The organism is Roseibium sp. M-1, assembly GCF_054515675.1.
In genome coordinates, this window is the sequence record NZ_CM137257.1 from 6,269,943 (window position 1) to 6,283,824 (window position 13,882).

13 protein-coding genes are annotated in these 13,882 nt (G+C 62.4%); 6 read left to right on the forward strand and 7 right to left on the reverse strand.

The genetic code is table 11. The features are described 5' to 3' along the window. Positions 1-25 precede the first annotated feature (25 nt). A complete protein-coding gene (locus ACX3M4_RS28200; protein ID WP_459356241.1) occupies positions 26-913 on the forward strand; it encodes a D-alanyl-D-alanine carboxypeptidase family protein in 888 nt (295 codons plus the stop codon). Here the strand turns inward: ACX3M4_RS28200 and ACX3M4_RS28205 are convergent. The 3 genes from ACX3M4_RS28205 to ACX3M4_RS28215 form a co-directional block, all read right to left on the reverse strand. Continuing rightward, positions 904-2,091 carry a GGDEF domain-containing protein gene (locus ACX3M4_RS28205; RefSeq protein WP_459356242.1) on the reverse strand — a complete coding sequence of 396 codons (1,188 nt, stop codon included), beginning with the start codon at positions 2,089-2,091 and terminating at the stop codon, positions 904-906. The genes ACX3M4_RS28200 and ACX3M4_RS28205 overlap by 10 nt on opposite strands. Before the next feature lie 274 nt (positions 2,092-2,365). Further along, on the reverse strand, positions 2,366-3,385 hold the full coding sequence (gene ilvC, locus ACX3M4_RS28210) for a ketol-acid reductoisomerase (RefSeq protein ID WP_459356243.1): 1,020 nt from the start codon (positions 3,383-3,385) through the stop codon (positions 2,366-2,368). 93 nt (positions 3,386-3,478) lie between these two features. Next, on the reverse strand, positions 3,479-4,129 hold the full coding sequence (locus ACX3M4_RS28215) for a TetR/AcrR family transcriptional regulator (protein ID WP_459356244.1): 651 nt from the start codon (positions 4,127-4,129) through the stop codon (positions 3,479-3,481). A gap of 627 nt (positions 4,130-4,756) precedes the next feature. On the opposite strand from ACX3M4_RS28215, the gene ACX3M4_RS28220 reads away from it, so the two are divergent. Continuing rightward, complete coding sequence (locus ACX3M4_RS28220; protein ID WP_459356245.1) at positions 4,757-5,197, forward strand: L,D-transpeptidase; 441 nt, start codon at positions 4,757-4,759, stop codon at positions 5,195-5,197. A 28-nt stretch (positions 5,198-5,225) separates the two neighbouring features. On the opposite strand, the gene ACX3M4_RS28225 is transcribed toward ACX3M4_RS28220, so the two are convergent. Further along, complete coding sequence (locus ACX3M4_RS28225; protein WP_459356246.1) at positions 5,226-6,137, reverse strand: LysR substrate-binding domain-containing protein; 912 nt, start codon at positions 6,135-6,137, stop codon at positions 5,226-5,228. Between the two features lie 168 nt (positions 6,138-6,305). Between ACX3M4_RS28225 and ACX3M4_RS28230 the strand changes: the two genes are divergently transcribed. The 4 genes from ACX3M4_RS28230 to ACX3M4_RS28245 all read left to right on the forward strand — a co-directional run bounded on the left by ACX3M4_RS28230 (position 6,306) and on the right by ACX3M4_RS28245 (position 9,930). Beyond that, positions 6,306-7,436: a TauD/TfdA family dioxygenase gene (locus ACX3M4_RS28230; RefSeq protein ID WP_459356247.1), complete on the forward strand. Its 1,131-nt coding sequence runs from the start codon at positions 6,306-6,308 to the stop codon at positions 7,434-7,436. Then, entirely contained in the window at positions 7,433-8,203 is a 771-nt protein-coding gene (locus ACX3M4_RS28235) for a class II aldolase/adducin family protein (protein ID WP_459356248.1), read from the forward strand. Before ACX3M4_RS28230 ends, ACX3M4_RS28235 begins: the two co-directional genes overlap by 4 nt. Before the next feature lie 403 nt (positions 8,204-8,606). Then, the gene (locus ACX3M4_RS28240) at positions 8,607-9,200 is read left to right on the forward strand and encodes a DJ-1/PfpI family protein (protein WP_459356249.1); all 594 of its coding nucleotides are present in this window, start codon (positions 8,607-8,609) and stop codon (positions 9,198-9,200) included. Positions 9,201-9,579: 379 nt separating this feature from the next. Next, positions 9,580-9,930, forward strand: coding sequence for a ribbon-helix-helix domain-containing protein (locus ACX3M4_RS28245; protein WP_459356250.1), 351 nt, complete (start codon positions 9,580-9,582; stop codon positions 9,928-9,930). Between the two features lie 211 nt (positions 9,931-10,141). On the opposite strand, the gene mdoH is transcribed toward ACX3M4_RS28245, so the two are convergent. The 3 genes from mdoH to ACX3M4_RS28260 are packed head-to-tail and all read right to left on the reverse strand — an operon-like array spanning position 10,142 to position 13,876. Next, on the reverse strand, positions 10,142-11,935 hold the full coding sequence (gene mdoH, locus ACX3M4_RS28250) for a glucans biosynthesis glucosyltransferase MdoH (protein ID WP_459356251.1): 1,794 nt from the start codon (positions 11,933-11,935) through the stop codon (positions 10,142-10,144). A gap of 1 nt (position 11,936) precedes the next feature. Further along, positions 11,937-12,287, reverse strand: coding sequence for a hypothetical protein (locus ACX3M4_RS28255; protein WP_459356252.1), 351 nt, complete (start codon positions 12,285-12,287; stop codon positions 11,937-11,939). Next, complete coding sequence (locus ACX3M4_RS28260) at positions 12,284-13,876, reverse strand: OpgD/OpgG family glucan biosynthesis protein (RefSeq protein WP_459356253.1); 1,593 nt, start codon at positions 13,874-13,876, stop codon at positions 12,284-12,286. Before ACX3M4_RS28260 ends, ACX3M4_RS28255 begins: the two co-directional genes overlap by 4 nt. Between the last annotated feature and the right edge of the window lie 6 nt (positions 13,877-13,882).

Genomic DNA, 13,882 nt, shown 5'->3' on the forward strand with positions numbered 1-13,882 from the left:
TTCGCCAACAAGCGTGAGAGCTGGAATGCGCTGGACTGAGTTTACGAAAAAGGCCTCTGTATTCCTTCTGGCCGGCTTGCTGGCTGCCTGTCAGACTGCCCAGGGTCCGAGTTCTCCCTCCGCCTCCGCGGTGACGCCAGCTGCCCCGACCGCGCCTGTCGTGCCGGTCTCCTACGCGCCTTCAACCGCAGTGGAACGGGGCTTTTCCGCCCTCGTCATCGATGCCTCGACGGGTGCGGAACTTTATGCGGTCGATGCCGACGCACCGCGCTTTCCGGCGTCGCTCTCCAAGATGATGACGCTCTATCTCCTGTTCGAGGCCGTCTCGGAAGGGCGTTATTCCCTCGCTTCGCCGCTCACCGTCTCTGCAAACGCCGCATCGCAGCCGCCGGCAAAGATCGGCCTTCAGGCCGGGTCGACGATTACCGTGGAACAGGCGGCAAAGGCGATTGCGGTGAAATCGGCCAATGATGTCGCGATGGCGATCGCCGAGAACCTTGCCGGCAGCGAAGCCGCCTTTGCCAGCCAGATGACGGCAAAGGCGCGTGCGCTCGGTTTGTCGCGCACCCGCTTCGTCAACGCCACCGGCCTGCCGGACCCGGCCCAGGTGACCTCGGCGCGGGACATGGCCGTCCTGGGCCTGGCGCTCAAGCAACGCTTTCCGCAATACGGCAGCTATTATCGGGCAACGTCCTATTCCTATAACGGCCGCACCTTCCGGGCGACCAACAACCTCGTCGGCAAGGTGGCCGGTGTCGACGGCCTGAAGACCGGCTATATCCGCCTCTCCGGCTACAATCTTGTTGCCACCGCAAATCGCGGCGGCAAGCGGCTTGTGGTGGTGGTGATTGGCGGTGCGAGCGAAGCGGCCCGCGACAAGGAAGTCACGCGGCTGATCGAAGCCTATTCCTGAACCGGGACGAGGTCGTCCCCGGCGACGGTCTCCGACAGTGCCTCGACAAAGGAGATGCGGTTGCGCCCGGCTTCCTTGGAGCGGTAGAGGCTCTTGTCGACGCGCTGCAGCAGCTCGGTCGAGGCAAGGTGGTTGCCATCGCCGTGATAGACGCCCGCTGATGCTGTGAGGCTGAAGCCTTCCGGGGCGAATTCGAACTTGAGGCCGGCAATGCATTCACGCAGCCGGTCAGCGACCTTGAAGGCGTTGTCCCGGGAAATGCAGGGCAGGAGCACGGCGAATTCCTCGCCGCCGAGCCGGGCAAAGCAATCGGCCTGGCGCAGATGCGCCTTCACTTCCGTACAGACCTTCACCAGCGCTTCGTCGCCGGCCACATGACCGAAGCGGTCGTTGACCTGCTTGAAATGATCGAGGTCGAAATGGACCAGGCCGAAGTCGGCCTTCGGTGCTGCTTTGAGGATGTCTTCCAGGCGGCTCTGGAATTCGCGGCGGTTGAAGGCGCCGGTCAGCGGGTCGCGGCGCGCTGCTTCCCTGTTCCTGTCCGCCACCAGCTCGAAGGAGAGCGCCAGGGCGAAGGCCCCGCTCAGGCTGATGAACACCAGGGCGCACATCAGGTGAATGTCCAGGATCATGTCGTTGATCATGCCCGGTCCCTGCGGTCCACCCGAGACAAGCCCGTGCACGGTTCTGAGCACACCTTCGGCGGCAAGGAAGAAGAACGCCAGGATCATCCCGATCGGCGCGACCAGCCCCCGGAAGGTCTTGGAGGCATAGGCGCTGATCGTTGCAACGGCGAGAACCGTGAACACCACATTGGAGGCCGTATAGGCCAGCGCATAATTGCCGAAAAAGTACGCAGCGAGGGCAGTCAACAGATAGGCGAAGGCCGGTGCGGCCACCGTGTTCAAGCCTGTCGGCAACTGCGCCAGCTGACGTGCCGCATGCCAGTGGAAGCCGAAGCCAAGCAATAACAGCGTGTTGGGCAGCAGATAGACGGCAAGACGGGGCAGGGCCGTGTCGAGTGCAAAGCAAAGCAGCGCTGCGGCCAGCAGGGCATTGGCCGCTGCCCAGCTGATCCAGTGACCGCGCGGGGCAGCCTGAAAGGCGATGGCGAGGTAAGACGTGGCAAATATCGACAGCAGCAAAACGTTCGCCAGAAAGAGTGTCGACAGATCCATCAGCCCAGTCCCGAAAGGGTCCCCGTATCAATGACAGTTCAAAATGACGTTACGGGAGAAGGTCTTGAGATCGGGTTATTGGGTGCCGAAAAAATTTCGTCAAATGAGGCACTTGCCCGTTATCTTTCATTCACTTTTATCGCGATTTTTATCAGGGTGATAATTGCGGCTGAAAACCCCGTGCACTGATCGCCCGGTGCGTCATCTCCCGAAAACGAAAGAAAAGGCCGGGCATTGCTGCCCGGCCTTTCCAATCGATCGATGAGGCTGAAACTTAGTTCTTGGTCTTGTCGACGAGGGCGTTGGACTTGATCCACGGCATCATGCCGCGAAGCTTTTCGCCGACTTCCTCGATCTGGTGAGCGTCGTTCAGGCGGCGGGTTGCCTTGAACTTGGCAGCGCCGGCCCGGTATTCCTGCATCCAGTCGGAGGTGAACTTGCCGGTCTGGATGTCGGTCAGGACGCGCTTCATTTCCGCCTTGGTTTCCGGCGTCACGATGCGCGGGCCGGTGACGTACTCACCCCATTCCGCGGTGTTGGAGATGGAGTAGTTCATGTTGGCGATGCCGCCTTCGTAGATCAGGTCCACGATCAGCTTCACTTCGTGCAGGCACTCGAAATAGGCCATTTCCGGAGCGTAGCCGGCTTCGACCAGGGTTTCGAAACCGGCGCGGATCAGCTCGACGAGACCGCCGCAGAGAACGGCCTGTTCGCCGAAGAGGTCGGTTTCGCACTCTTCCTTGAAGGTGGTTTCGATAATGCCCGAGCGGCCGCCGCCGACGCCGCAGGCGTAAGACAGACCCAGGTCATGGGCATTTCCGGAGGCGTCCTGGTGAACGGCGATGAGGCACGGCACGCCGCCGCCCTTCATGTATTCGCCGCGAACGGTGTGGCCCGGGCCCTTCGGCGCGACCATCAGGACGTCGACGGTGGACTTCGGCTCGATCAGGCCGAAATGGACGTTGAGGCCGTGGGCAAACGCGATTGCTGCACCGTCGCGGATGTTGGCGGCGATGTGGTCGCGGTAGATGTCGGCCTGGAGTTCGTCCGGGGTGGCCATCATCATCAGGTCGGCCCAGGCGGCTGCCTCGGCGACGTTCATGACCTTGAAGCCGTCGGCTTCGGCCTTGAGGGCGGTGGTGGAGCCTTCGCGCAGGGCAACGGCAATCTCGGTGCAGCCGCTGTCCTTGAGGTTCATGGCATGGGCGCGGCCCTGCGAGCCGTAGCCGATGACGGCGACTTTCTTGGATTTGATCAGGTTGAGATCAGCATCACGATCGTAATAAACGCGCATGGGTTCCTTTCTCCCGTCTGCATTTGCTTGTTTGAAAATGCCGGCTTTGGGTCCGGCTTGTTGTTCTGTCTTGTCTTGCCGCTGGCCGGGACTTCAGGCCCCGAACAGCCGGTAGAAGCGATCCACGGCCGCAACGGCCTGGGATTTGAGATCCTTCTCGGCGGGGCTTGCCGCATCGCCGAGAAGAAGGCGGATATGGACGTCGCGGATCGCCAGGCCATAAAGCACCTGGTAGGCGTCGTCCGAATTGTCGAATTTCAAAAGACCATGGCGGCGGCCGCTGTCCAGCATGGCGCGGGCGCGGGCGGAGATCATGTGCTTGCCGCGCACCAGAAGCAGCTGGCCGAGCCGGTTGGAATTGGTGTTGCTCTGGCCGATGGAGAGCCGGTTGAGCGCCAGCGACGTTTCCGAGAAGAGAACACCAAGCAAGGCCTCGACAAAGGCGGTGACATGGGCGCGGAACGTTGCCGCATCGGCGGTTGCACCGGCCTCCGAGGGAAACTGCACCTGGCTGGCCTGATAGGCGACGACGGCGGCGAGCAGCCCGTCCCGGTCGCCGAACCACTTGTAGAGGCTTTCCTTGGAGCAACTGGCGGTGCGGGCAAGACCTGCCGTCGTCAGTGCTTTCTCGCCACCATCCACCAGCAGCGTCAGCGCATGCTGCAGCACCACCTGCTGGCGCGGCGAAAACTCGGGCGCGGCGTCGGCGCGGGAGGTGGCGATGTCAAAGGCGGCTGCGGGCATTTTGGTCGGGTCGGCTGGTTTGAAAGAGCGTGCTCGGGTGGTGAACCGTACCGTACGGTTCGGCCGTGGTTATGGCACCGGCAGCGGGTGAGGTCAAGGGGGATTTTGGGATTTTGATGGGGGGTGAGCAGAGATGAGGGTGAAGCGCTATCGGCTTGCGTTTCTCTTCTTCCTTGCCAGCAGGGCTGTCGCATTTCCAAGGAAGATGCGGAAAGCAAGAGGCGTCACCCCGGGCGAACAGCGCGAGACCCAGGGCCTACTCGTTTCCAGAGAATAGACGTGCAGTCAAAATGGTACAAAACCGCATCCTTCTACAAGTTGCCTTGCGAGTAGGCCCCGGCTCTTCGCTTCGCTGCGGCCGGGGTGACACTGAAAAATGCTGCAAAATTTGGTCATATGCGGAGCGCTTCCTGTTCAAAGATCGGCAGACAAGGAGTTCCGTCGAGACCTCTTGGAAGGACGGCAATGACAGTGATTGCAGTACGAGAGGATCTGCGAACCCCGGTCTTTTACCAAACCGTTTCCAACACGCATTCAATTTTACCTAGGGGAAACTTGTGTTTGTAGAGATTTTTTCCGTAGGATTTCAAAAAAAAAGAGTTCTGAATTTTATTGAGGGGCAATGACATGGTGAATTGGAAGAAAATCATTCTCGCGCCGCTTGTGCTGGCGTTTCTGGCACTGACAATGGCCGGTGCCAATGCAGCGCAGCGTGTTACCGCCAAGATAGATCTCTCCGAGCAGCGGCTTTATCTTTATGTGGACGGCCGCTTGCGTGACAAATGGCCGGTCTCGACCGCGCGCAAGGGCTACCGCACGCCGACGGGCAGCTGGAAGCCGACACGGCTGGAACGCAACTGGCACTCGCGCAAATACAACTGGGCGCCCATGCCCTATTCCGTCTTCTTCTATGGCGGCTACGCCATTCACGGCACCACCGACATCAAACGCCTCGGTCGCCCGGCCTCCCACGGCTGCATCCGCCTGCACCCGACCCATGCGGCAAAGCTTTTCAACCTGGTCCGGAAGGTGGGGCGCAGCGATGCAAGGGTTGTGATCGTGCGTTGAGATCCGGTATCGGTATCGTGATCCGGGATCAGGTCGATGCCAACAAGCCAGCGGCGGCCACCCCCTTCAACCACCCCACCACCACCTCCGCCGTTGCCCGGTTGCGGCTGCGGTGGGAGAGGACGGCGTGATAGGCATTGTTCGGCTGCAGGGGCGGCAGGCCCGCAGGCACCAGGTTGCCCTTTTCGACGTGATCGCCGGAGATCGAGCGCCAGCCGAGCATGACGCCGTGGCCGGAGAGGGCCGCCTGCGTCGCCTGGACATAGTTTGAGAACCTCAGCCCCTTGGCAGACCCTGCCGCCTTCTGGCCGGTGCGGGCGAGGTAGTCCGGCCAGGAGATCCATCGCCGATCGTTGTTCTCCACGTGGATGAGGAAGGCCGAACCGAGGCTGCCGACCTTGTCATGGAGCCGTTTGAGATAGCCCGGCGCGCAGACCGGTTCCACTGTCTCCCTGAAGAGCAGCTCCACCGTGCCGTCGTCCCAATTGCCGTCGCCGTAGCGCATGGCGATATCGGTGCTCGGGCCAAGGCGCGGCACTTCATGCGGTGTCGTCTCCACATTCACCGCGACGTCCGGGTGGTCGAGGTAAAAGGCCTCCAGCCGCGGCATCAGCCAGTAGGTGGCAAAGCCGATGGTGCTGGCAACGGTCACCGACCGGCTTGCCGGATCCGACAGCGTGCGGATGGTGTCGAGGGCTTCCTCGAGCCGCTCCCGGTTCTCAACGACTGCCTGCAAGAGCACGTTGCCGGCTTCCGTGAGGCCTGCCGGCCGTGTGCTGCGGTCGATGAGGGGCGTGCCAATATGCTCTTCCAACTGCTTCAGTGCCTGGCTGATCGCCGACAGCGAGACATTGAGCTCGGCCGCCGCCGCCTTGCTGCCTCCGGCGCGCTGGACGGTTTCAAAGACACTGAGAAGCCGGGGAGGGGGAAGCCGCTGCATGTCAGACTTTCAAGTTTAGTCATGGCTTAAGTTAAGTTTCGTTTTTATCGCCTTTTCAAATCAGGCGCACAAGCGCACTTTCGGAAAAACTTATTGAACACTGGTGTCTTGAGCCGTTCGGCTGATGTCCGGCCGGCCGGGACTAAACTTAAGTTAAAGGAAGACCAAATGCTCGGAACCGGCGATGCGGGAGTGCTCTTGCAGGAAAACGGCCTCGATGTGCCGTTGAAGGATGGTGAAACTGTCTATTTCAATTATTACTGGCTGCGCGACAATTGCCCGGGCTCCTTCGATCCGGAGACCCGCGAACGGGTCAACGACATCTTTGCTCTGGAGGCCGCACCGAAAGCGGCTTCCGCGGCTATTGTGGGCGGTGATCTGGAGATCAACTGGATTGGCTCTGGTGACGTCTCCCGCCTGCCGCTGTCGCTGCTGGCAGCCTATTCCGGTGGAGAAAAGCGACCCGACATCGCCAACCTGCCGCGCGTTCCCTGGTACGGAGATCACTATCCGAAGATTGCCCGCTTTGCCTATGACGATGTGATGGCGGACAAGGGCCGCCGCTGCGACTGGGCGAAGGCGATGCTGACCGACGGCGTTGCCCTTTTGACCGGCCTGCCGGACTCGGATGAAGCGCTACTGGATACCGCCGGCCTCATCGGCCATGTGCGGCCGAGCTATTTCGGTCTCACCTTCGAGGTGAAGACCCATATCAAGCCGACCAACCTGGCGTTCACGTCCAAGGCCCTGCCGCTGCACACGGACCTGCCGGACGAGGACCTGGCACCTGGCGTCCAGTTCCTGCATTGCCGCGCGAACTCGGTCGAGGGCGGCAACAGCATCTTTGCCGACGGACTGGCGGTCGCCGAGGATTTCCGGACATTCTATCCGGAAGACTTCGAGCTGCTGGTCACGACCGACGTGCCTTACTATTGCGAGCACGACACTTTCGACATGCGTGCCCGCCAGCGCGTGATCGAGCTGGACGAGCACGGCAATATCTCCGGTGTCACCATCAGCCAGCACCATGCGGATATCTTCGACATGCCGCAGAAGGAACTCGACCGCTACTATCCGGCCTTTTGCCGCTTCGGCCGAATGATGCGGGAGGACAAATACCTGATGCGCTTCCGTCTCAATGCCGGCGAATGTATCGTCTTCGACAACCACCGCATCGTCCATGGCCGCGCCGCCTATTCGGCCACCAGCGGCAGCCGGCATCTGCGCGGTTGCTACACCGACCGGGGCGAACTGCGCTCCACGTACCGGGTTCTTTCCGGGGAAGGAAGGTTCAAATGAGTGTCGTCACCGATGTCCGCTTCCGGGCTCAGGCTGAAAACCAGAGCGAACAGGCATTGCGCGAGGATCTTGCCGCCGCCTTCCGCCTGACGGTGAAGTTCGGCTGGAGCGAATCCGTCGGCAACCATTTCAGTGCCGCCGTTTCCGAGGACGGAACGAAGTTCCTGATGAACCCGAAATGGCGCCACTTTTCGGAAGTGAAGGCGAGCGACCTTCAGTTGCTTGACGCCAATGACGACAGTGTCATGGAACGGGAGAACGCGCCGGACCCGTCTGCCTGGTGCATCCACGGCACGGTGCACCGGACAAATCCGAAGGCACGGGTGCTGTTCCACTGCCACCCGCCCAACGCGACGGCGCTTGCGACACTCAAGGACCCGTCGATGAAGCCGATCGACCTCAACACGGCGCGCTTCTTCGGCAAGGTGGCGATGGATCTCGGCTTCGGCGGCATGGCCGACGAGGCCGAGGAGGGGCGGCGGATCGCCGAGACTCTCGGCGACAAGTCCGTGCTGGTGATGGGCAACCACGGTGTCTCGATTTCGGCGGTCACGGTCGCCGAGGCCTTCGAGCATCTCTATTTCTTCGAACGCGCCGCCGAAACGCTGCTGAAGGCCTATGCGTCGGGGCAGGAACTCTCGATCATGTCCGACAACCTCGCCGCCAAGACGGCCGCCGAATGGGAACCCTATGTCGGCATGGGCTATGCCCATTTCGACTACTGGAAGCGGCAGCTGGACCGGAGCGAGCCGGATTACAGGGATTGAGACCAGGGCATTTACTTTGGAATTCTCTCCTGCCGGCTCGGGTGAAAGCAGCAGGAAGAAAGGCGCGACGTTGTTTTCAGTGTCACCCCGGGCGAGCGACGCGAGACCCGGGGCCCACTCATTTCCAGAGAGGTGATAGAGTCGTGTCAGCGCATCAGATGAAGTCACCGCTATTCGAAAGCTGCAAAGCGAGTAGGCCCCGGATCTTCGCTTCGCTCGTCCGGGGTGACACTATTATTTGCAGCAAATACAGTCAGCTAACCTGAACCTCTTCGATCTTCTGCGGGCTGCTAAAATCTGCGCAAAAACAGAAATTTCCCCTGTAGTACTCCCCTAATACCCGCTCGGGTCCTTCGCCTGCTAGCGTTTCTCCATCGCGAATTGCCAAGCTGGAGGACGAAGCATGAGTGCGAAGACAATCCTGATGATCACCGGGGATTTCACCGAAGACTACGAGACGATGGTGCCGTTCCAGACGCTGCTCGCCATGGGCTATAAGGTAGATGCCGTGTGTCCGGGCAAGAAGGCCGGCGAGACGGTTGCCACCTGCATCCACGATTTCGAAGGCGACCAGACCTATACCGAAAAGCGCGGCCACAATTTCACGCTGAACGCGACCTTTGCCGACGTGGATGTTGCAAGCTACGACGCGCTTCTGATCCCGGGCGGCCGGGCACCGGAATACCTGCGCCTCGACGCGGGCGTGCTGGATGCCGTGAAGCATTTCATGGACGCCGGCAAGCCGGTCGCCGCCATCTGTCATGGCGCACAGATCCTGACGGCGGCGAAGGTCATCGAGGGACGAACAGTCTCTGCCTATCCCGCCTGCCGTCCTGAGGTGGAACTCGCCGGTGCCACCTATGCCGAGATCGCCATCGACGGCGCCGTCACCGACGGCAACCTCGTCACCGCCCCTGCCTGGCCGGCCCATCCGGCCTGGCTTTCGCAATTCCATGCGGTGCTGAGTGGTGCTGCCGCGGGGTCGATGGCGGCGTAAGCGGCTATTTGGGCTTCGCAGCAAAACAAACCTCATCCTGAGGAGGGCCGTCAGGTCCGTCTTGAAGGATGGGCGGCACACGTTCATGAGCAAGCGGCCCATCCATCGAGACAGCGCTGACGCGCTTCCTCAGGATGAGGCGGAGTTCTAGGGCCTGAGCTTAGCAGCAGACGATTCCCCTCCCCCTTTGTGGGGAAGGGCTAGGGGTGGGGGTAAATACCGCCTCTGCCAAAGGTACGGCTTTGCCGTGCACCCCCATCCCTAACCCTTCCCCACAAGGGGGAAGGGGACTAGGCTGCATCCGTGGCGAGGTCTGCGCTTTCACGCGGGGGCAGGCAGCCCGAAAACCCACCGGATCGAGAACACCGTGAGGAAACCCATGTGCAAGCTCTTCATCGATGCCGATCCCGCGCTCTGGGAAAGCACGACGAAATCCCTGCGCATCGACGGCATGGTGACCTCGGTGCGGCTGGAAGCGTTTTTCTGGAAGGTGCTGGACGAGATCGCCGGGCGGGACGGCATGAATGTGGTGCAGCTCATCACGCGGCTGCATCACGAAAGCATCGATGCGGGGCATGACCTCGGCAACTTCACCAGTTTCCTGCGGGTCTGCTGCGGCCGCTACCTTGCCCTGCAGCTTTCCGGCGACGTGCCGACGGACAAGCGGCTGCCGATCGCCGGGCTGGATGCAGATGGTATTCTTGAAGCGGAAACGGCCCGGATGCATTGAGGCGCGGGGCGCACGGCTCCGATTTCCCAACCTCTCCGTGGTCATCCCGGCCAAGCGCAGCGCGAGCCGGGACCGGGTAGCCACTATGCGGCGGGCCAGCAGCTAGCTAATGTGAAATACAGTGCTTCCCCGGTCCCGGATCTACACTTCGCTTCGTCCGGGATGACGATGGAGAAGGTCTCCCTGGACGGCATGTGCGCGTAGACTCCCGTCACGCAGCCTGCTGTTCCAGCGCAAGGTGCATGTCGCTGGCGACATCGACGGGGCGCATGTCCGTCGGCACCGCGAAGAGACCGAGTTTTCGCGTCAGCTTGCCCAGCCACACCGAGGACGTCAGCCAGACCAGCAGCGGGGCAAAGACCAGCGGCAGGGTGATCGGCAACAGCCAGTAGAAGAGTTCCGGCACATAATAATGGGAGAACGCGGTTGCGGCAGTGCCGGCGATGCTCATCCACCAGGTGGCGGAAAAGGCTGCGCCAAGTGGCAGTGAGCCGTCGTCGCGGTCGGCCGCCGGCCAGCCGCTGTCGGCTCCGGTCATCACCTGGAACACCGAGCGGCAGTGGAACATCATGTGGATCGGCGCCAGGATCGAGGTCAGCAGGATTTCCAGCAGGAAGCTGAGCGCAAGGCGTCCGGCCCCGCCGAAATCCGAGGTTCTGCCGCCGAGAAGCGCGCGGGCAACCAGCAGGAACTTGGGCAGGATCAGGAGCGCGACCAGGCCGAAGAGAAGCGCCAGCGCCGTTGTGGTCTCCGGATGCGGGAACACTGGAAACGGCGAATGGCCGTCGAAATAGACCGGACGCGAGGCGACCAGCGGCGCGGCAAGACTTGCCAGCAGGAAGAGCAGCCAGATCGGCGAGGCGAGATAGGCGAAAATGCCCTGCAGGATCGAGATGCGGCTCCAGAAACGGAAGCGGGGCGCGGCGAGGATCCGGCTGTGCTGCAGGTTGCCCTGGCACCAGCGCCGGTCGCGCTTGGCATAGTCGACCATGTTGGCCGGGGCTTCCTCGTAGGAACCCGTCAGGTCCGGATCGAGACGGACCTTCCAGCCGTCGCGCGCAAGCAGCGCGGCCTCGACAGTATCATGACTGAGAATATGTCCGCCGAAGGGCGGCTTGCCGGTCAACGCCGCCATGCCGCAGCTGGCGGCAAAGGCGCGGGTGCGGATCAGGGCATTGTGGCCCCAGAAGGAGCCTTCACCGCCCTGCACCGCGGCAAGGCCGCGGGCAAAATAGGGGCCGTAGAGGCCGGTCGCGAATTGCAACAGGCGGCCGAAGAGGGTGTTGAGGCCGATGATCTGCGGCAGCGACTGCAGCAGGCCTAGGCGCGGGTCGGCCTCCATGCGCCGGACCATCTCCTGGATCGTCGCACCATCCATCAGGCTGTCGGCGTCCAGCACCAGCATGAACTCGTAAGCGCCGCCCGAGGTCTGCAGGAAGTCGGCGATGTTGCCGGCCTTGCGGCCGATATTCTGCTCGCGCCGGCGGTAGAACAGATGTCCGCCGGCCTGACGGCGGGCAAGCAGGCGCTGATAGGCCTGCCTTTCCTTCTCGGCCACATCCAGCTTCGTCGTGTCGGAGAGGACGAAAAAGTGGAACCGGTCCGCCGTCGGCAGGCGGGCAACCGATTGCATGATGGCTTCGAGACGGGCAAAGACCGGGCCGGTCGCCTCGTTGTAGATCGGCATCAGGATGGCAGTGCGGCCCTGGTGGCGGCGTTGCGATCCCGGATAGTCCTCCGGCGGAAACAGCAGGCCGAACAGGGCGATGCACCCGCCCCAGGCCAGCCAGAAGGCGGCAATCGTCATCAGGCCGATGCGCACCACATCCAGCCAGTCGAAGCCGTCCGACTGCACCACGATGGCGAACATGTAGGATGCCGCGGTGGTGAGGCAGACGGCTATCAGAAGCATCGCCAGACGCCGGGAGACGGTCGCCCAGATCCCGCTTTGCGGGACGCTATTTCCCGGGACGCCACGCCCCGAGATTTCCGGCCCGCGTGACATGTCAGTGATCCTTGAAGGGAACCGGAAGGCGTTTCAGCTGCGGAGCGATCGGCTGCAGCATCCGCTGCCAAAGAGCGACGACCGGGGCAAACCGGACGGCGAGCGGCGGATTGAGGTCGTGGGCAGGCATGTCCAGGCCATGGCGCGGCGCCGGGAGGGCAAGCGAGCGCAGGGCGCGGGACCGGGCGCCGGGCGCCGCGGTGAAAACGGCAAGCTCATGCCCGCAAAGTGCTTTCTCCAGGTCTGCGTCCGAAAGATCCGGCCGTTGCAGTTCCGTCCGGATCTCTTCGTAAAGCTCTGCCGCAAACGGGACAGGATACGCGTCCCGCTGCAGGCTTACATGCGATGTCATCGGTTCCCACTCCACTGATACATCCAGGTTTCGGTAACGTCCGCGCCGTCGAGCTGCAGGGCGAGGATGAATTCCACCGGAACCTCCTCGTCGTCCCGCTCGATATCGAGGACAACACGCCAGCTGCCGCCCTCGAGCCGCTGGGCGAACTGGTGTCCGACCTTGCCGTTCCGGACCTGAAGACGCGGGGTGAGCGGTGCTTCCGCTCCCATCTGCGACAGGTTTTCACCGGCAAATTCCACGACGAATTTGCGCAGTTTCGGATCGGGGTCGGAGGCGGCCGCACCGCCATGGCCGGTGCTGGTGGCAACGACCTGCGCCAGTTCCGTGCCCGGCTCCGGTTCGCGGCCCCAGATCATGCGGTAGGCGAAGCGGTGTTCGGAGCCGGCCTTGATGCCGTTTTCCGGAACCCAGAAGGCGACAATATTGTCGTAGATTTCCTTCTCGGCCGGGATCTCCGCCAGCATCACCTGGCCGGTGCCCCAGTCGTTGATCGGCTCGATCCACAGCGACGGGCGGCGCTGATACTTGGCTTCCGTGTCCTGGTAGTGGTCGAAGTCGCGATCCCGCTGCAACAGACCGAAGCCGGCCGGGTTTTCTTCCGCAAAGAAGGAAAGCGCCAGCGCTTCCGGATTGCGGACCGGGCGCCACAGACGCTGGCCGTTCTGGCGCAGGATCATCAGGCCGTCATTGTCATGCACTTCCGGACGGTAGTCGTCGAAGCCGAACCGGTCGTTCTCGCCGTAGAGGAACATGGAGGTCAGCGGCGCAATGCCGAGACGCTCGATGTCGTCGCGCAGGAAAATGCGCGCGTCGACCTCGACGATCGTGTTGAGGCCCGGCTTGATGGTGAACTGGTAGGCACCGGCGACGCGTTCGCTTTCCAGCTCCGCATAGAGCCGCATTTCGGGCGCGCCGGCAGCCGGGCGCTCCAGGTAGAAGCGTGTGAAGCGCGGGAATTCCTCGGGACCGCTGATCGCCGTGTCGATGGCAAGGCCGCGGGCGGACAGGCCATAGACGTTGCCCTTGCCGAGCGCCCGGAAGTAGCTGGCGCCCAGAAAGACCATCAGCTCGTCGAAATAATCCGGGGTGTTGAGCGGGTGGTGCAGGCGGAAGCCGGCGATGCCGGGCAGGTCCACATTGTTGAATGCCTGCTGGTCCAGCGGTTCGCGGTATTCGAAATCCGCACCGGTAAAATGCAGCGGGGTGACGACACCCTCGGCGATCTCGAACAGCTCGATCGGCTCCTTGAAGAGCCAGCCTGGATGAAAGGCCTGGAGCTGGTAATTGCCGCCACCCTCCTGCCAGAGCGACCGCTCGGGCTGGAAATTGATGGCGCGGTGCTGGTCGTAGGTCAGCTCGGCGAGGAGTTTGGGAAGCTCCGGCACCTCGGGATCGAACGCCTTTCCGGCCTTGTCTTTCATCCGCTGCACGAGTGCGGAAAAGTCGAATGCCTCGCCGGACGAAAAGACGGCACCTGATTGTGCGGGTGCGGAATCTTCGGCCAGGGCAAGCGACGGAACGCTGCCCGTGGCAAGGGCTCCGGCCGACAGGGCCGTTGCAGAGAGAAACGTGCGCCGATTGATCACGACGAT